Below are 19,009 nucleotides of genomic sequence, written 5' to 3' on the forward strand. Positions count from 1 at the left end.
ATTTCTACAGTTAAAAATATTTATGATATCTTTAAAGGTTAATAGTTTAATACAAAATTGGCGTTGGCGTAGATAATTTTTTGCGTTTATGTGTTTGCTGTATGCAAATTTAAATTTTGATTATTAAATTATAACTTATAACAGGATATTAAAATGTTTATCTCTAGTATTTTTCAAAAATTTTTTTCTTTTCTTTTTGTTTTATTCATCACAGCTGCAGTTTATGCGGATCAAAAAAAAGTAGCAGTCATTGTTCCACTTGAACATGCCGCAATGACTGAGATTATATCAGGAATTAAAGAGTCATTAAAAGATATAGATGCAGAAATTATAGTTAAAAATGCTCATGCTGATTCTAATATTTTACTTGCCATTATAAAGCAAATAACAGATCAGGATATTGATGTAATAATTCCAATAGGCACGACAGCCAGTCAAACTGTTATTTCTCATATAACAAATAAACCAATTGTTTGTGCTGCTGCTATGATTAATAGTAAAAACCTACCTTTAGTTACCGGTGTTAACGATGAGATAAAAATCACTGACACCATTAGTAAATTACCTTTTTTACAGAATATCACTTTAATTTATAGCAGTAGCGAGAAAGTTATACCTGAAGTAGCAATGTTAAAATTATATGCTGAACAAAACAATATTTCTCTGCACACGGTAATGATACAAAATTTCAATGATATGCCTGTGGCTGTAAAAAATGCTCCTGAAAATACGCAGAGTTTTATAATTTTGAAAGATCACTTAATAGTCAGTGGGATTAATATTTTAAAGCAAGAAGCGTTTAAACGCCGTATTCCGATAATTGCTTCCGATGAAGGTTCAGTAATTAGCGGGGCAACTATTGCGGTAGGAGTACAAGAGAAACAAATAGGCGTAGAAGCAGGTTTAATGGCAAAAAAAATCTTACAAGGAATAGAACCGAAAGATATTCCATTTGGGGATATGAAAGACTTAACTTTATTTATTAACCTTAAATCATTTGTTAAACAAGATATTCTTACTAAAGAAAATTTATCCGTACTTCCTTTCGCGCGTAAAGAAATTGAAGAGTAGTAACATGAACATTTTAGTTACTGCTCTTGAGCAATCCTTAATAATGCTGCCGCTTATTTTAGGGATGTATATAAGTTATCGGATTCTCAAAATTACTGATCTTACCGTAGACGGTACTTATGTACTTGGTGCAGCAGTGTTTGCCCGCAGCCTTTCATTTGGGTTATTTCCTGCATTAATATTTGCCGTAATAGCAGGCGGAATTATAGGCAGTATAGTTAGTTTTATGCAGAAGAATAACCGAATTAACGGGCTTATAGCCGGAATACTTGCAAGTTTTATGCTTTATTCGGTTAACTTACAAATTATGCAGCGTCCTAATATATCGGTTCTTGGTATGCCGACTCTATTATCTGTATTAGATCTTGAAAATTGGTTAATACCTTTAATAATCATCAATTGTCTTATTATATGTTCGGTTATAATTTTATTAAAAGGTAAGCTCGGTTTATTTCTTCGTGCTTTTGGTTTTAATAAAGATTTATTGATTAATTTAGGAAAACCTGCCGAGCTTTATCGTACTATCGGTTTTAGCATAAGTAATTGTTTGGCTGCTTTAACCGGTACTTTATCTGCACAAGTAAATGGTTTTGCCGATATTAATATGGGTTTCGGGGTAGCACTAGTCGGTATCGGTGCGATTGTTATAGGGCGTCATATTTTAATCCATGCTAATAATTTTAATGCATTTAAAGAGATATTTTCTTGTTTGATAGGTATATTATTTTACTTCATTACTCTGGGCTTTTTACTCCGAATTGGCATCGATCCGATAAATCTTAAGCTTATTTTAGGGATAGTATTGTTTATTTCGTTGGGTTCTGTAAAAAGAGAGGTTTTATGAAACCTTATTTATATGCAGAAAATATACAGTTCAAAGTTAAAGAAAGAACCGAACCTATAATTGCTGAAACTACTTTAAATATTGCTAAAGAAGAGTTTGTTGTAATATTGGGTCATAACGGTAGCGGTAAGTCTACTTTAGCTAAAATACTTGCTGGCTATTTAAAACCTACTAACGGGAAAGTGTGTCTAGATCAAGTCAGAATCGATACAATACCTAAAGGACAAAAAGCTTCTACATTAGTTACATTAACACAAAAAGCTGAAGAGAGGCTATTTACCGAGCTAACCCTTGAAGAAAATATCATTTTGTGGGAAAGTAGATTCTCTAGTAATGAACGGTTAACAAGTAGCGAGTTGTTAGAGCTTACAGGTTTGCCTAAACGCTTTTTGCCTTTACTTTCACAGCCATTAGGTAAATTTTCCGGTGGAGAAAAGCAGATTATACTGCTGGCACTTAGCATAGCTCATCCACCTAAAATATTATTTCTAGACGAACATACGGCAAATTTAGATCCGAAAGCTTCTTTGGAAGTGATGAAAAAAACAGCAGAAATTATAGAGAAACATAAGATAACTTCCGTTATGATCACGCATAATTTAGAAGATGCTGTAAATTACGGCAAAAGGCTTATAGTCTTAGATAGTGGTAAGGTAGTACTAGACTACCTAAAACCACCGGGTTTTTCTTTGAAAGAACTTAAGGAGATTTTAAATTAGAATTGAATATTGCACCTATCTGTCCGGCTAATTCAGTACCGAAAGAATATTCACAAATATAATCTATTAGCTCACTTTTTACATTCTCGTTAGTAGTCTGATAAAGAAGCACGAAATTAATAATATCATCCTTATTTTTCCTATTGTAAAGGCGTGTCTTCAATTCAGCTGATAACTTTTTTTCTGTTGAAGTTGATGGAGCCGGTACTATAGGGGGCTGCTACAGGAGTAACTAATGCTGGAGCTGCTAAAGGATTATTATCATTAACATTATAATTTAAAACTTTTTCTATTAACTCTGCTCTTGTATCTTCATTAATACTAATCTCAATTAATGTATTAATAATACCATCTTTATCTTCACTGTTTTTAAGACGTTGCATAACATCTTTTAATTGTTCATGTGTATTTTTTGCAAACCCTTCTTCATCCGGTAAATTATAATCATTAACATCCATGTCTTTATAATTGTTGGCTGATTTTGCACCCAAGTATTTTTGTATGGTGTTAATTTTTAATTGTTTATTAATATGAGAATTATATTTTTTAATGCATAAACTATCTTTTCTTTATCAATACCTATCTTGACAAGTTCTGCTATACTGCGATCGAATGGATTACGCAGTAGAACGTCTTGTCCTATATCAGCACCTTTAGATATTAACTTCTCAAGTAACCATTTATCTCTTGATGTGAGTTCGTGATTAAAAATTGACTCACCACACGCATTAATATTAAGATTAACGTTATTATTTAAAAAGAAGTCCAGTAACGTTTTATTTTAACTTGATTCATGCTTTAGTAGCAAATAGAAAAAAGGTGTGTCGCCATAGTTGTCTACTGTATCAATTTCACTGCCGGGTTGTAATAAAATTTGAGTTATTTCGTGCTGTTTAGAATAAGTTGCATAATATATAGGTATACGTCCCTTGCCATCTTTAGTATTAACATCCACATTTTTTTAAAGTAAAAAGCTTCTTATTTCCTATTGTTGCCGCATAATGTATAGGTGAGTATAGATATTCATGCTCAACTTCAAAACTTGTCCCTTTGTCTAATAAAATTTTAGCTATTTCTTTAGTGCTTGCATAAAATAATGCCGTATTTCCTTTTTCATCCTTAGTATTGACATCATGACCTTGCTCAATTAATTTTTGAACAATATTTGTATTCCCGGCCGAGACTGCTATACTAAACGGTGTACGGATGTCTTTAGCTTCAATTAAGGTGTCATATATTTCATAGTTTGGTGCACGTACATTGTTCTCTGCTGCTATTTTTGTAGAAGTAGTGGTTTGTTACTGGTGCTGATGCTGTTACCGGAGCTATTACTAGATTATTATCGTTAATATTATAATTAAAAAGTTTTTCTATTAATTTCTCTCTTGTAACATCATCAGAATAAAATTCAGGATTCATAATTAATCCGTGCCCTATACGTGCTGCATTATGTAAAACCGTACTACCGTCTGGAAGTCTGTAATTAGCATTATTTATTGGTTGATTCATCATATAAATATTCCTTTATGTTTAAATATTATTTTGTCGTGCGAGCATTATTGTATATAATATTTAAATTTCTGCAAGCTAATAGTTAATTTTTTAATTATTAATTAATAAAATTTAATATTTGTAGTGATGTTATTCTTGCGGAAGCAGGAATCTAGAAAAAAGCGAAATTATTTGAGCTTTTAATTTTAAAAATTTAGTATGTTTATACTTTTTAGTGACTGAGAATTCCTGCTTCTGTGCATGGATATTAAATTAAGAGCAGTCTTACTCAATGTTATACCCATGAAAGCGGGTATCCATAAAATGACTGTCACCCCGTGGCTTGACCACGGGGTCCAGAAAAAAAATTAAACAAGACTGAATCCCGCGATCAAGTCGCGGGATGATATTAGAGGTTAATGGATTCCTGCTTTCGCAGGAATGACATAGATTCTTAGTTGAAACTCATGCGTTCCCGCAGGAATGGCATAAGAATTAAGCAATATTGCCTGTTAGTTCAGTTTCAAAAAGATTAGCTGAATCATAAATTATTTGCTCTGAGTTTCAGTCTAATAAGAGGTTGTTTTGGTACTTTTCATATCAAATGTGATATTTAGTTTGTCCCCTGTTGCTTTACTTGTTGCTACTTCCTTTAATATAATATCACTACCCGTAATTTTAAAACTAGGATGTAAAGATAAAAGTGTCTTGAATGCTTTATATTCTAAGGATTGTGTATCTTTGTTAAAAAATGCGGCAATACTTTCAATCTTTTTTGTAAAAGTAGGATCTTCAAATGTTCCTAATGAAGTAATTGGGGGGTGAAAATATAGAAGGTTATTATCCATTTGATATTTATATGCATCATAATTCTTTTTTAAAAAACCTTTGTATTTATTGTAACTGTCTATAAAATTTTTATTTCCTGTTTTATTGTCTGAGTTAACTATCGCATCTTTAAGAAAGTTATTGACTACTTTATGATGAATATTATTTGAATATTTGAGTTCAAACATGGCTTTAGGTCTTACCTCATCAATATTAACATTATTAATAGTTAAAAAATTATTAGAGATATTATTAAAGGTTAGTAGTTTATTATAAGTTAATAAAGACTTAAGTATAATCTCATTATTTACATTTAAATGCTCAAATGTCCAAACTCTTTTAGGAGGGTTATTGTTATCTACTATTTGTTGAAGTAAAATCTCAATTAATTCTTGCTTTGCAATTGGTGTGATGGTTTGACTTTGCATTATGCTTGTTAAAGGAGTGAAACCAAAATTAGCATCAGTACCATTTTTAAGTAAAAGCTCGGCAGCCTTAATATTTTCATCAAATACTGAAGAATATAAAGGCGTAAAGCCATAATGATTTTTTATTTCTAAATCAATATTAGTAGCATTTTGAAGTAAAAATTCCATTTTATCTATAGAATTAAATGATATGAGTTTATGTAAAATCGTTTGTCTGTAATTATCCTTAATATTAGGACTAACATTATGTTCAAGTAATAATTTAGCTCTGTCCATATATCCTGTAAATAATGTATGGTGTAATGCTGTTTCTCCACGTGCATTTTTGTGTTTGTCAAGGTTAACACCTTTTTTTAATAAGCTTGAACTTTGCTAAGTTCACCAAAAGCTAGTGTTGCGAGTAGATTGTTTTCATGATCATTCATCATAGTTTTTACTCTTTTTTAAATTAGTTGAAATTATTATTTTCCTAACTAATTCTTAAAAAATTGAAATATATAAAAATATTAGAATTGTCATTATACACAATATTTTTAATTTTTGCAAATTAATAGTTAATTTTTTAACTATTAATTAGACTTTGGATAAAACAAAACGAGGAGTAAACAGATTAGAAGAGCGATATTTAAGAGTAGATTATACTCTGTCATAGAAATACCAAAGATTTTGATTGCAGGTTTCGTGCAGGACGTGATTGGCTGTGAGTAGAACATTTGTTTGATGTGGTGTATAGACAAGCCTTTCGGGATGCGCATCATTGATGAACAAAGAGCACTTGGTTGTACTATGCCTCTTTCTACGAAGCTATGATAGGTTGATAATATGCAAGAGCTAAGAATAGTTAGGAGAATGAATATTAAAGTATACTTATTTAACTGTCGAATGATTAAAGTAGTTAAGCAAATTTTGATTAGGGTTAAATAGGGGAATCGTTCGTAAACGCATAAAGGACAGGGTGTATAATGGAATATATATTCAGCAATATAAGCGATAGCAAGTGCTATTATAGAAATTGCAATCAGTCCTAAATGTAGAACTTTATAACTATCTTTTCTGATGTAATTTATAGTAGTATTAAATGGCATGTTTTTTTGTTTTTAATGTCATTGCAAGCGACTGTAAGGAGCGTGGCAATCTCAGGAAGTTGGATGCAATTGCCACGTCGCTTTGCTCCTCACAATGACGGCGTTTAATTTGATATTTTACAAATAAATAAATTTAGTATATTGTCACTGATTATTAATTAAAGTGCAAGAAAAATCAATGTCAGAAATTTGGGAAGATGCTATTAAGTCAAACGCGTGGCCTTTTGTTGAGGCTAAGAAGATATTAGACAGCTTAAACGGTAAAATTCCTGAGAAGGGGTATGTATTATTTGAAACGGGTTACGGTCCTTCAGGTTTACCTCATATCGGTACTTTTGGTGAAAATGCCCGTATGGTGATGGTACAGAAAGCATTTGAGCAATTATCTGATATTCCGACTAAACTAATTTGCTTTTCCGATGATATGGACGGGCTTCGTAAAGTACCTAGCAATATACCAAATCCTGAAATGGTGGCACAGTATATGGATATGCCGCTTACTTCTATCCCTGATACATTCGGTGAATGTGAAAGTTATGGGCATTATATGAATGCAAAGCTTCGCTCATTCCTTGATAAATTCGGCTTTGAGTATGAATTTTATAGCAGTACTAACTGTTATAAAGCTGGTATGTTTGATGAGATGCTGATAATGGTGCTTGAGAAATATGACGAGATAATGGAGCTAATGCTACCAACTTTTAGAGAAGAGCGTAAGGCTACCTATTCACCTTTCATGCCTATATGTCCGAAAACAGGTAAGGTACTGCAAGTGCCTATAGAGAAATGGGATGTTAAAGCAGGCACTGTAACGTATAAAGACAAAGCCGGTAATTATAGAGAGGTACCGGTAACGGGAGGGCATTGCAAATTACAGTGGAAGCCGGATTTTGGTATGCGTTGGGCTGCGCTTCAAGTCGATTATGAGATGTACGGCAAAGACCATTTGGCAAATGCTCGTCTTTATTCAGAAATTTGCCGAATCCTAGGAGGAAAGCCGCCGGTGCAGTTATGTTATGAGTTATTCTTAGATGAAAACGGTGAGAAAATATCAAAATCAAAAGGCAATAGTATTAGCGTTGATGATTGGCTTAAATATGCTCCTGTTGAAAGTATGGCATTATTTATGTATCAAAATCCGACTAGAGCTAAGCGTTTGTTTTTTGATGTAATTCCTAAAAATGTTGATGAATACATTACTTTTAATCAGAAATATCATTTAGAAGAGAATAGGGCAAAGCGTTATGCAAATCCTGTTTATCACATCCATCACGGAAATGTACCGAAAATTGAGACTTTTGGAATTACTTATTCGTTGCTTTTAAATCTTACTTCTGTGTGTAATCCTTCCAATAAATCGGTGCTTTGGGGATTTATAAGCAAATATGAGCCAAAAGTAACTCCAAATACTAACCCTTATCTTGACCATTTAGCAGAATTTGCTATAAGATATTATAATGACTTTATTAAAGCACATAAATCATATTTATCTCCTTCTGAAAAGCATAAGGTTATTTTGCAGGATATATTAGATATGTTATCTGATATAGCTGATCAAACCGAAGCTGAAGCAATTCAGAAAGCAATATATGATATAGGAATGAAAGCAGGATATGAAAATCTGCGTGATTACTTCAAAGATTTATATCAAATATTGCTTGGACAGAATGAAGGTCCAAGACTTGGGACTTTTATAAAGCTTTACGGGGTGCAGGAAATGAAAAAGCTAGTTGAAGGGCAGTTGTAGCCTATATATCATTCCCGCATGGGTATCTAAGCGTCATTGCGAACGAACAAAAGTGAGTGTGGCAATTTCAAGAAGTTTGATGAGATTGCCACGTCGCTTTGCTCCTCGCAATGACGTTAAAATAAAAACTATTAACAAATGAATGAAATTTTTTGTAGTACGTTACCTATTTTTTTAATTACGCTGCTTGGTAGTATTATCAAAAATAAATGGTTAACTTCAGAAGAATTTTGGCGTGGTATTGAGAAATTATCGTATTTTGTACTATTTCCTGCCATGCTGTTTAATTACGTATCTACTGCCGATTTAAGTGTTACATCCATAATTAAATTAGTAGTAGCTCTTGTTATATCCACTATTCTTGTGTCAATCGGTCTTATAATTTACCAAAAAAAATACAACATAGATAAAGTCCAATTTACTTCCATTTTTCAAGGATCGATTCGTTATAATAGCTACATTTTTTTTGGGGTAAGTAGTCCCTTGCTTGGTTCTAGCGGGCTTTCAATCGTTGCCGTTATTTCTTCTTATATGATTATTTTTACCAATATTTTATCGGTAATGATTTTCGCTTATTATATCCCTAATAAATCCGTTACTAGTACTATTAGCACTAGTTTTGTTTTAATGATGAAATTAATTGTGCGTAATCCGTTAATTATCGCAAGTTTAGTAGGATTCATTTTTAATTACTTAAATCTTGAATTACATTTAGGGCTTAAGAAAATGTTAGATAGCCTTTCTAATGCTGCTTTAGCTATCGGTATGCTAAATGTTGGGGCAGGGCTTAATTTTACTATTAGACAAGAGCTTTTACGTAACGTAATGTTTACAAGCTTTGTTAAATTAGTTGCATTTCCTCTAGTTAGTGTAGTAGTACTATGGTTAATGTCTATTGACGGATTAGATAGATCAGTAGGAATATTATATAGCTGCCTTCCATGTGCAAGTACGGCTTATGTTTTATCTCGTCAACTTGATGGTGATCCTGATTCTATGGCATCAATTATAACATTTACTACTTTTTTCTCGGTAGTTACTATATCAATTATTATGTATATAATGGGATGAATTTACCACGTCATTGCGAGCGACTACAAGGAGCGTGGCAATCTCAGGAATATTGCCTGAGATTGCTTCGTCGACGCCTATTGCGTCTGCTTGCAATGACGAAAAACCAAAACAAACAAATAAAACAGGAATTTCTAAAATGGATGAAATGAATAAAATAAATTATGCTGAGGCCCTTGAATATCATGAAAGAGATAAGCCTGGTAAGATCGCTATTGTTGCAACAAAGTCTTTAGTTACTCAGCAAGATTTATCACTTGCTTATTCCCCCGGGGTTGCAGCTCCTTGCCTTGAAATTGCTAAAAATTTAGAGGATATATATAAATATACTGCTCGTGGTAATTTAGTTGCCGTAATCTCTAACGGTACTGCCGTACTTGGGCTTGGTAATTTAGGAGCTGCCGCTTCAAAACCGGTAATGGAAGGTAAAGCGGTACTATTCAAAAAATTTGCTGATATTGATGCAATTGACTTGGAAGTGAATACGGAAGATCCTGAAGAATTTATTAATGCCGTGAAGTATCTTAGTTATAGTTTTGGGGGTATTAATCTTGAAGATATTAAAGCTCCAGAATGTTTTATGATAGAAGAAAAATTAAAATCTTTAATGGATATACCGGTCTTTCATGACGATCAGCATGGAACAGCGATTATTACCGCCGCAGGGCTAATAAATGCTGCGTATCTTACTAATCGTAAGCTTGAAGATTTAAAAATCGTAGTTAACGGGGCAGGTGCAGCAGCTATTGCTTGCATTGATTTATTAATTGCTCTTGGAGCTGATAAATCAAAGATTATTGTATGTGATACTAAAGGAGTTGTTTACAAAGGACGCCTAGAAGGTATGAATAAATGGAAAGAGCTATATGCAAGTGATACCAAGTTTAGAACTTTAGCGGAAAGCTTAAATAACGCTAATGTATTTATAGGGTTATCGGTAAAAGGGGCAGTAACTAAAGATATGGTGAGTAGAATGGCAAGTAATCCGATTATTTTTGCTATGGCTAACCCTGATCCGGAAATTACTCCGGAAGATATAAAACTTGTGCGCGATGATGCGATTATAGCAACAGGGCGATCTGATTATAATAATCAGATTAATAATGTTATGGGATTTCCTTATATTTTTAGAGGAGCATTAGATGTAAGAGCTAAGACTATTAATACAGAAATGAAAATAGCCGCAGCAAAAGCCATTGCAGATTTAGCCCGTAGACCTGTACCGGAAGAGGTATATAAAGCTTACTCAGGGCGTAAGATGGTTTTTGGTCAGGAATATATCATTCCTGTACCGTTTGATCCTCGTTTAATTACTGTAGTAGCAGCGGCGGTTGCCGTTGCTGCAATAGAAAGCGGCGTTTCTAGGGTTAAAGATTTTAGTATAGGTAAATATAAGAAAGAATTAGGTAGCAGATTAAATCCTACTGCTAACTATATGAATTTCTTAGCTGAAAAAATTCATAATGCACCGCTTAAACGGATTATTTTTGCTGAAGGTGAAGAAGAAGAAGTAATTTCTGCCACTCTTATGATGCGAGATAAGAAATATGGTCATCCGATTATAATTGGTCGTGTTGAACGCATTGAGGCTATGTTAAAAAAGATAGGTCAAGATATTAGCTTAGACGGAATTCAAATAATGAATGCGGCCTTAAGCGATAGTTTAGAGAAATATACTAATTATTTATATAAAAGACTTCAGAGAAAAGGTTATTTATACCGTGATTGTGCAAAGCTTGTTAAAACTGATAAGAATATTTTCGCTGCTTGTATGTTAGCATGCGGTGACGGTGATGCTCTTTTAACCGGTGTTACGAAAAGTTATATCGATAGTTTAGAAGATATCATGAAAGTCATTTCACCAAAAATTAATCGTAGCATCCTTGGCTATTCAATTATGATTGCTAAAGATAATAATATTATTATTGCCGATAATTGTATTAAGGAATATCCAAACAGCTGGGAACTTGCACAAATAGCAACCCAAACTGCAGAAATTGCTAAAAATATGGGAATCACGCCTCGTGTTGCACTTCTTTCTTTTTCAACATTCGGTAATTCTTCTAAGGCAAAAACAGCTCGTATTCGTGAAGCAGTAAGTATACTAGATAATTTTAGCAAGAACAAAGAAGAGCTGAGCGGCATGAAGGTAGATTTTGAATATGACGGAGAGATGTCGGTTAAAGTGGCTTTAGATGGTGATTTACGTAAATTATATAAATTTTGTAGATTATCAGGATCTGCAAATGTATTAATTATGCCTGGTTTAAATTCAGCTGCTATTTCTACTGAGTTGTTACAAGAATTTTCGTCAAACAGCTTTATAGGTCCTATAACAAACGGTTTTGAAAAACCCGTTCAAATACTTCAAGCTGCAGCAACAGCTAATGAAATACTAAAAATAGCAACTTTTGCTTGTGTTGAAGCTATAAAAGAGGTGTAATTACTATATCTTTAAAATCAATTAACTTGTGAGAGGTAAAGTGATGTCGATTACAGAACTTCATCAAACTATACAAGAAATTACAAAAGATTTACGAGAACATGGTCCTCAAATACCTGATACCAGTAAAAACCGTTAGCTTCTAGAGAAAATTGTAAAGATCTAATACATTCTGATTTAGGAAAACCTGTACGAAATAAACCGCTTTCTTTTGATGAAGAGTTAAAGAAAAAAGTTCAAAGCAGAGATAAGTAAAGGATTCTTTCGAGCAGCAAACAAAGAGTACAGAGGGAAAAATAGATAATCATGCAAAACGTATAGAAGAATTAAAGCAAACACAGAAAGAACTAGAAGAGAGGGAAAAGGGGCTTGAAGAAAAAAATCTAATTCTAATATTACTAAAGAAGAGAGATGGGAAATCGCTGCAGAATTAGAAGCTATTAATAATCAATTTAAGGCTATAGAAAAAGAACATAATAATATTAATAGTGCTTCCGATAGAGAAAAAAAGTTTGATAATAAAAATAAACACTTAACTTCTACAAAAAGAGAGCCGACAATTGCAGATTTGCAGCAACAAGGAGCATTAGCAGTATAAAACGTATGAAAGAAGAGAAGATAAAGCAGCAGCAAGCAGAAGCTGTTAATCAATATTCAAAAATACTCCAACTATGCCTAGCGGTACTATACCGATGCCGCCTCCAATGTCTAATGTCTGGAAGTGGTATTCCTATTCCCCCATCGTCTCCGCCACCACCTATATCAATTCCAAAAACTATAAAAAAAGAGGCAAAGGATATTGCTAAACAAATGCCTTAAAGAGGAGATAAGCATAAAGAAGAACTAGCAAAAGCTATGAAAGCACGAAGAGAAAAAATAGAAAAGCAACACTCAGGAAAAGGAAAGTAATTATTATAGTATCATAATGGCTCTTTTTTCAAATTTTATCATAAAATGGGCTGTTAGGCTCTATGAAGATTTAATTTTGGTTATTTTTTGCTGCAAATTATAAGGTTTCTTTGAAATAGGAGTAGCTATTCTTTCAAAAATCTTATTAATTTTCGCTAAAAAATAGCAAATCAATTAGAAATCTTCATAAAGCCTAGCGAATTAGAACGATTTTACAATTTAATTGCAGTTTAGCCCAAATTTTATCTGCAGTATATATAGGATAGCCTGTAATTAATCCTAGGCTAATGCAAGCTCTGTCACCAAGAGATAAGTCAAATTGTTCTGTTTCTTTCTTTAAGCGTCCAATTTCTATAGCTTGATCAAAATCTCAGGCTACAATTTTATTTATTGAAGCTGAGATCATTTCTTTACTTTGAATAAAAGATATGTTCAATTTTTTATCTAGTTCAGCTACTACTTCTGCTATATTTACTGTGATATGTTATCTTTATTTCTAGATTTTACTAATGCTTGAAATTCTTTAATTTTATTTTTTAGAGGAATCAATGTTAATTCTTTATCAAGTATTAGCATTAACTGATCTCCTGAAGCAAGATGTAATTGATCACAAATTTTTGCAGGAATATTTATTCTGCCATTTTCAGATATAGTAACTTTATATTCTAAGTGCATATTTTTAAAACAGTTAAAAATTGAATATATACCAAATATAAAATTTATAATTAAAACTACAAATTGAAATTATGCTGTAGTTGTTCCTATTTCAAAAAAATCTTATAATTTGTAGACACAAAGAGTAAAAATAGATTAAATTAATTTTCTTTTACATAGCCTAAATAGTTGGTATCATATGATATTACCACAAAAAGAAAATATTATATGTCTAATTCAGCTTTTTTAGTTGCATTTTTTACAACGATTATCCGTTATTATGATTATGCTCTATTCGGTTTATCGGCTAGTATTCTTGCACAAAATTTCTTACCTAATATAGAGCAGGATAAACAACTACTCGGTTTTTTTGCTATTCTTAGTGCAGTCGTTATAGTACGACCTTTAGGGTCCTTAATTTTTGGATTTATCGGAGATAAATACGGGCGTACTAAATCTATCAAGATATCAATGTGCATGAGTAGCATTTCTACCGGATTAATTGCTATTACTCCTTCCTTTGAGATAATAGGTATTTTTGCTACGGTAATACTAACATTATGTCGAATGGTTTTTTTAGCAAGCCTTGCCGGAGAAGTTGACGGAATAAAGGTTTATGTAGCTGAAAAAACAGGAGATAATCAGAAAAATTTAAATATAGGAATAGTTTCATGCTGTAGCCAAATAGGTGCATTACTTGCGGCTATAGCTTATTATTACGCTAGTAATTCCGATATCCAATATTTATGGCGTTTTAATTTCTTTATTGGTGCAATATTTGGTTTATTCGCTATTTTGATGAGAAAGTTTTTTAAAGAAAGTAGCGAATTTTTAAGAACGTCATCAAAAAGTACCTTGCGGCAAATTATATGGAATAATAAATTATCCATTATAATAGCATTACTAATAAACGGTGCTATTGGAGGAGTGTATCACTTTTTAGTAATTTTCTTAGGAGTTTTTTTAACAAAAATAGCTTTTATAAATCATCCTGAAATAAGATTTATGAATATAGCTCTTACTGCTACCTATGGAATATCAGCTGTTTTTGCAGGGCTATTTGCCGATAAAATAAACCCTTTAAGACAGATTACATGGGCTTTATTTACCAGCATTATTGTTGCTTTAGGAATGCAAATAATGTTATGCAAACAAGTATTTAATATTCTCTGTCCCATTATATTAATAGGACTTGCAGCATTTTATGCAGTACCGCTACAAATTATTGTTCAATCCTTATTTAAGACTAATGTTAAAATGAGACTTTATAGTCTATCACATTCTTTTGGAGGTATTATTCTATCCTCAACTACTCCTTTCTTTAGTATGTTGTTATGGCAAAATTTTAAGTCACTATCTCTAACTTTAAGCTTTTTCATATTTTTGCTTATAATATTAATGAGTACAGTGTTAGTTTTACGTAGGATATTATCCTTACAAAAGTAAAGTCTTGTTGCATGGCTTGAAAACCTACTCAATGTTATCCCCGTAAAAGCGGGGATCTAGAAAAATAACTTCAATATTGATACAGAATTTACATGTTTTACTGGAGTCCTGCCTCTGCGGGAATGATATAAATGAGCCATGCAACAAGACCCAAAAACAAGAATAACATCAATGGCCTTAGATATTTCTTCCGTTTTTACTGCAATCTGTAGGTTTTATGCTAGGACTACTTGAAGATTTGGAACTTTGCTGTGCTTGTATCCCAATTTACTGTGCTTCTTTTGCTAAGTTTTCAAATTTGTCTTTTAATTTTTTGTATTGCCTTTTAGCTTTAATTAGATGATATATAGGCTCTTTAGATTGAGTATGTTTAGAATGTTCTATTGCAAATTTTGTACGAGGTCTTATTAGTTCATTCTCTTTTCCTGTACCTTTCTATTTTTTCCCCTCCCATTTACCCCATTCCGCCGGTGATGTCCAGTATTTTGTTATTTTACTATCAAAGCCTTTTTCAAATTTGTTTATTAAATTTCTGGTGCTATTCTCTTTAATTTCTTTACCTCGATTTTCAAACTCAAAATTTTTCTGAGGAGTTATATAGTCAGATTAAATATTTTCATGTTGTTTTTCTACAGTCTGTTTCTTTTCTTCTGTCCAGTATTTTTTGATTTTGCTGTCAGAGTCTGCTTCAAATTTTGCTATTCTATCTTTTATACTGGTAACTGCTCCTGTAGATATTTTAGGTTGATCTTGGATTTATTGCTTAATATGTTTCGGAGATGTATTTTTAGATATTCATAAGTCAAAGATTCTAAATTAGATAAATTCTTTTGAACTTTTTCTATATTGGAATTTAAATATTCTATTTCGGGTCCTTTATATTCTATTATATTTTTTAATGTAGTATTAATTTCTACAAAAGATTCTTTAATCTCTTTATTAAATTTATCATTATTATTACTTATCTTATTACAATTAGTAGAAATTTTTTGAAGTTTATCTAATATATCATTAATTCTCTCATCTTGTTGAGGAGTTGATACCATACTTGCTAAAAATTCACTTCTTCCTAAATTTCTATTAACATTACTTCAATATAGAGGTATGGTAGAGGCTTTAGTATAATCTTGTGGAAATTTATCGATCTCTTCTTTAAACATCTTTAAGAACTTTATTATATCATCGAATATAGGATGAGTATTTCAGGAAAGAGCAGGAGGAGTCGGTATTGCTGCCTGTATTGGATGAGTTGTTGCCTCAACTTGTTTCGGGGATGTATCTTTAGATAGTTTTTCATTTTGTAGTTTAGATATATAATCATCTACTGCTTCTTTTAATTTATCTGAAACGGTACTATTTGGGGCAGGAGGCAGTATTTCGGTGTCATCCCATTCTAAATCAGTATCAGTAGTTAGCATTCTAGTATCATCCCATTCTAAAGCGATATTATTGCTTCTACGCTCCTCACGAGGATCAGTTAGCTTATAGTAATTTTTATTTAATAAACGAGGAACACGTGAATTGTCGCTCTTTTCATATTCCTTAATTTCTTCAAATATACCTAGTGTCTTATAAATATTATCTATTTCTTCTTGAGTAAGTTTTTCATTGCTTACTTCTTTTTGTGGGATAGATTTTTGTAGTTCTTTTGTTGCCGTTAACTTATCTTTTGCTGTATTTGAATTTGATAAAATTTTCTATTGTGCTCAATCAAGAGCTTCAATTAAATTAGTAGAGCTGCTTTTTCCAAATGTGGTAGATAATTCTTTTTGACTTAAGCTTATTCCTGAATCAATAGAAGAAGATCTAAAAACGGTATTAGATTTAGGATTAATATTTGTCTGTTGTACATAAGATTTGCCAACATCTATTAATATTTTATCAGTGAATTATGCTAGTTTATTGAATGAATTTTCTAGATTAATAATATCTTATATTGTAAATCTAATTCGCTTGAATTATTAGTATTATGGAAGTAATTTTTATTTACTGATATACTTTTGCTGAGTGTCTTGTTAGAAGCTTCTATAAGTTCTTTTTCCCCCAGTCTCTTCTTTATTTTTTAACTTCTCAAATAAATTTTGTAAACCGTCTGAAAAATCTCCGGCCTTATCAAGGTATAAAAATTTACTTCTTATAATCTCTTGTGCTTTTTGATTGGAAGCTTGTTGCACTTTGTGTTTCTCTTATATTACTCCTAGCATGATATTTTTATCTAATGAATTAATCGCATCATAAAAATTTTTCATTTCATCTAATTTTTTTCTAAGCTCTTTTATTTTTTGTAATCTCTCTCTTCATTCTTGAAATTGATCCCATTCATGTTGTTCAAGAAACAATTTCTCTATTTTTGTATTTTGAGTATTAGGGCTTTCTCCGCTACTCAGGATTTTATTTCTAGCTGCCTGTAATCTAGGTGGTTGATGAGAGTTGATATTATTAATCAAACAAATTTCTTTTGATGTTTTATTAAATTCTGCATTATTAGTTGGATTTTTGATTGTTTCTTGAACTGCTTCCCTTAACTTGATTATTGCTTCTTTAAGGCTAAGTTCTACTTTTTGTTAACCATGTGTTATAGCTTGTTCGTTTTTTTTATGAGGTAAGTACTTTTTTATCTTGCTGTATATTTAAGCTCTTTTCCCCTACTTTCTGAACAACTTCTTCTATCAATTGCAATAGATTAATATTGCCCTTTATTTCTAGTTCTTGCTCATTAGTGATCGGTAATGAATTACTTAGTCTTAATATGCTGAAAAATCTGAAAGGGATATTAGGACATCAAGTTGAGCCTTTGTTTTTCTACCTTTTCCGTCTTCCTTAAAGCCTTCAACTTTACCAATACTAATAGGTAGATTTTTTAAATAAATTTCTTTACTAGCACCTTGTATATTTTTATCATTTGCTACTTTGAAGTTAGCTTATTGCTGAGAAACATACGGCGGTCCCAGCGTTTTAGGGTCTATTTTGTTTATTAGAGCTTCTATAAAATTAGTTGTACGTGTTATAGCTAGTTTATCTGTTTCTAAAATATTATTTAAATTAGTATTTTTTATTAAATAAAGATTTCTTATTAGCTAGTCTAATTCATTCTTATGTTTCATAATTTCCCTTTATTAATAAAAATAAACCAAAATGTAATACCATTTATATTCAATTAACAATACTAATAATTAATATTAATTCAATATTTTAAATCTTGTTATATTTGTGCTTCATTAATGTAATTTAATCATTTATTTTATCGTCTCAATGAGTTTTTTAACTCCCTCGACTGATTGATCAAATAGTGCTTTTTCCTCTGCGGTTAACTGTAGTTCTATTACTTTTAGAACACCTTCTTTACCGATCATAATAGGCACTCCGACATATAAATCATGTACGCCGTACTCACCTTGTAAATGAGCGGCACAAGTTAGAATCTGACGTTTATCTTTTAAGTATGACTCAAGCATTTCTATTGCTGAGGCTGCGGGAGCATAATAAGCAGAACCTGTTTTAAGTAATGCAACAATCTCACCGCCACCGTTTCTCGTACGATCGATTATTTTTTCAATATTTTCATTACTTGATAAGCCCATTTTTATCAAATCAGGTATCGGTACGCCTGATATTGTAGAATATCTTGCAAGAGGTACCATAGCATCGCCGTGACCGCCGAGAACCATGCTATTAACATTGCTAACCGATACTTTAAACTCTTCAGCAAGAAAAAGATTAAATCTTGATGAGTCAAGTACTCCTGCCATACCGATTACTTTATTGTGAGGCAATCCGCTTTCTTTAAGCATGACATATACCATAACATCAAGTGGATTGGTAATTACTATTACAAAGGCATCAGGAGCGTATTTTTTAACATTTGCTGCAACCGTTTTCATAATACCAGTGTTAATACTAATTAAATCGTCTCTACTCATCCCTGGTTTTCTTGGTACACCGGCAGTAATAATTATGGCATCAGATCCTTTAATATCTTTATAGTCGTTTGTGCCTTTTATTTTGATATCAGACCTGGCTATTGTACTGGCTTGCATGAGATCCAATGCTTTTCCTTGCGGTACTCCTTCAGTCACATCAAATAACACGATATCTCCGAGTGCTCTAAGGCTAATTAAGTGAGCAAGCGTGCCACCTATGTTACCGCTACCTATTAATGAGATTTTTGGATTTTGTTTCATTATTCCCTCTACAAATATTAAATATGCCTATTACTATATTACAAATAGATTCAAGAAAAAAGAATTTTTAAATTATATTGTTAATTGGTTAA

The 19,009-nt window shown here is 32.0% G+C and carries 15 protein-coding genes and 5 pseudogenes; 7 read left to right on the forward strand and 13 right to left on the reverse strand.

The window, feature by feature from the left end:
• The first annotated feature begins 153 nt into the window (after positions 1–153).
• The 3 genes from QUD19_RS04720 to QUD19_RS04730 are packed head-to-tail and all read left to right on the forward strand — an operon-like array spanning position 154 to position 2,634.
• Complete coding sequence (locus QUD19_RS04720; protein WP_498807644.1) at positions 154–1,071, forward strand: ABC transporter substrate binding protein; 918 nt, start codon at positions 154–156, stop codon at positions 1,069–1,071.
• A 4-nt stretch (positions 1,072–1,075) separates the two neighbouring features.
• The gene (locus QUD19_RS04725) at positions 1,076–1,915 is read left to right on the forward strand and encodes an ABC transporter permease (protein ID WP_498807646.1); all 840 of its coding nucleotides are present in this window, start codon (positions 1,076–1,078) and stop codon (positions 1,913–1,915) included.
• Entirely contained in the window at positions 1,912–2,634 is a 723-nt protein-coding gene (locus QUD19_RS04730) for an ATP-binding cassette domain-containing protein (RefSeq protein WP_498807648.1), read from the forward strand. Before QUD19_RS04725 ends, QUD19_RS04730 begins: the two co-directional genes overlap by 4 nt.
• Positions 2,635–2,712: 78 nt before the next feature.
• Here QUD19_RS04730 and QUD19_RS04735 read toward each other — a convergent pair.
• From QUD19_RS04735 to QUD19_RS04760, 6 genes and pseudogenes are all read right to left on the reverse strand, one after another.
• Positions 2,713–3,125: pseudogene (locus QUD19_RS04735) on the reverse strand (hypothetical protein).
• 290 nt (positions 3,126–3,415) lie between these two features.
• Entirely contained in the window at positions 3,416–3,589 is a 174-nt protein-coding gene (locus QUD19_RS04740; RefSeq protein WP_498807650.1) for an ankyrin repeat domain-containing protein, read from the reverse strand.
• Positions 3,579–3,911, reverse strand: a complete 333-nt coding sequence (locus QUD19_RS04745; RefSeq protein WP_498808685.1) for an ankyrin repeat domain-containing protein — start codon at positions 3,909–3,911, stop codon at positions 3,579–3,581. Before QUD19_RS04745 ends, QUD19_RS04740 begins: the two co-directional genes overlap by 11 nt.
• Positions 3,874–4,146 (reverse strand): hypothetical protein, encoded by a 273-nt coding sequence (locus tag QUD19_RS04750; protein WP_498808713.1) that lies wholly within the window; start codon positions 4,144–4,146, stop codon positions 3,874–3,876. The genes QUD19_RS04745 and QUD19_RS04750 overlap by 38 nt, the downstream gene beginning before the upstream one ends.
• A 548-nt stretch (positions 4,147–4,694) precedes the next feature.
• A pseudogene (locus tag QUD19_RS04755) lies at positions 4,695–5,729 on the reverse strand (ankyrin repeat domain-containing protein); the annotation flags it as partial.
• 221 nt (positions 5,730–5,950) lie between these two features.
• Positions 5,951–6,466 (reverse strand): disulfide bond formation protein B, encoded by a 516-nt coding sequence (locus tag QUD19_RS04760; RefSeq protein WP_498807652.1) that lies wholly within the window; start codon positions 6,464–6,466, stop codon positions 5,951–5,953.
• 178 nt (positions 6,467–6,644) lie between these two features.
• Here QUD19_RS04760 and QUD19_RS04765 point away from each other — a divergent pair, with 178 nt between their 5' ends.
• From QUD19_RS04765 to QUD19_RS04775, 3 genes are all read left to right on the forward strand, one after another.
• The gene (locus tag QUD19_RS04765) at positions 6,645–8,213 is read left to right on the forward strand and encodes a lysine--tRNA ligase (RefSeq protein WP_498807653.1); all 1,569 of its coding nucleotides are present in this window, start codon (positions 6,645–6,647) and stop codon (positions 8,211–8,213) included.
• 138 nt (positions 8,214–8,351) lie between these two features.
• Positions 8,352–9,284 (forward strand): AEC family transporter, encoded by a 933-nt coding sequence (locus QUD19_RS04770; RefSeq protein ID WP_498807655.1) that lies wholly within the window; start codon positions 8,352–8,354, stop codon positions 9,282–9,284.
• Positions 9,285–9,423: 139 nt separating this feature from the next.
• The gene (locus QUD19_RS04775; RefSeq protein WP_498808686.1) at positions 9,424–11,727 is read left to right on the forward strand and encodes an NADP-dependent malic enzyme; all 2,304 of its coding nucleotides are present in this window, start codon (positions 9,424–9,426) and stop codon (positions 11,725–11,727) included.
• 1,102 nt (positions 11,728–12,829) lie between these two features.
• Here QUD19_RS04775 and QUD19_RS04780 read toward each other — a convergent pair.
• Both QUD19_RS04780 and QUD19_RS04785 read right to left on the reverse strand, forming a co-directional pair.
• Positions 12,830–13,114, reverse strand: a pseudogene (locus tag QUD19_RS04780) (PIN domain-containing protein); the annotation flags it as partial.
• Positions 13,108–13,311, reverse strand: a complete 204-nt coding sequence (locus QUD19_RS04785; RefSeq protein ID WP_498807657.1) for an AbrB/MazE/SpoVT family DNA-binding domain-containing protein — start codon at positions 13,309–13,311, stop codon at positions 13,108–13,110. The pseudogene QUD19_RS04780 and the gene QUD19_RS04785, both read right to left, overlap by 7 nt.
• A 207-nt stretch (positions 13,312–13,518) precedes the next feature.
• Here QUD19_RS04785 and QUD19_RS04790 point away from each other — a divergent pair, with 207 nt between their 5' ends.
• Complete coding sequence (locus tag QUD19_RS04790; RefSeq protein ID WP_498807659.1) at positions 13,519–14,736, forward strand: MFS transporter; 1,218 nt, start codon at positions 13,519–13,521, stop codon at positions 14,734–14,736.
• A 435-nt stretch (positions 14,737–15,171) separates the two neighbouring features.
• Here the strand turns inward: QUD19_RS04790 and QUD19_RS04795 are convergent.
• From QUD19_RS04795 to mdh, 5 genes and pseudogenes are all read right to left on the reverse strand, one after another.
• Positions 15,172–15,492, reverse strand: a pseudogene (locus QUD19_RS04795) (hypothetical protein).
• Between the two features lie 77 nt (positions 15,493–15,569).
• Positions 15,570–15,782: pseudogene (locus QUD19_RS04800) on the reverse strand (hypothetical protein); the annotation flags it as partial.
• A 156-nt stretch (positions 15,783–15,938) separates the two neighbouring features.
• Positions 15,939–16,154, reverse strand: coding sequence for a hypothetical protein (locus tag QUD19_RS04805; RefSeq protein WP_498807661.1), 216 nt, complete (start codon positions 16,152–16,154; stop codon positions 15,939–15,941).
• A gap of 597 nt (positions 16,155–16,751) precedes the next feature.
• A complete protein-coding gene (locus QUD19_RS04810; protein ID WP_498807662.1) occupies positions 16,752–16,910 on the reverse strand; it encodes a hypothetical protein in 159 nt (52 codons plus the stop codon).
• A 1,062-nt stretch (positions 16,911–17,972) separates the two neighbouring features.
• A complete protein-coding gene (gene mdh, locus QUD19_RS04815) occupies positions 17,973–18,917 on the reverse strand; it encodes a malate dehydrogenase (protein ID WP_498807664.1) in 945 nt (314 codons plus the stop codon).
• Positions 18,918–19,009: the final 92 nt, after the last annotated feature.

Origin of the sequence: Candidatus Rickettsia kotlanii, assembly GCA_030295365.1 — a bacterium.
GTDB classification, from domain to species: domain Bacteria; phylum Pseudomonadota; class Alphaproteobacteria; order Rickettsiales; family Rickettsiaceae; genus Rickettsia; species Rickettsia kotlanii.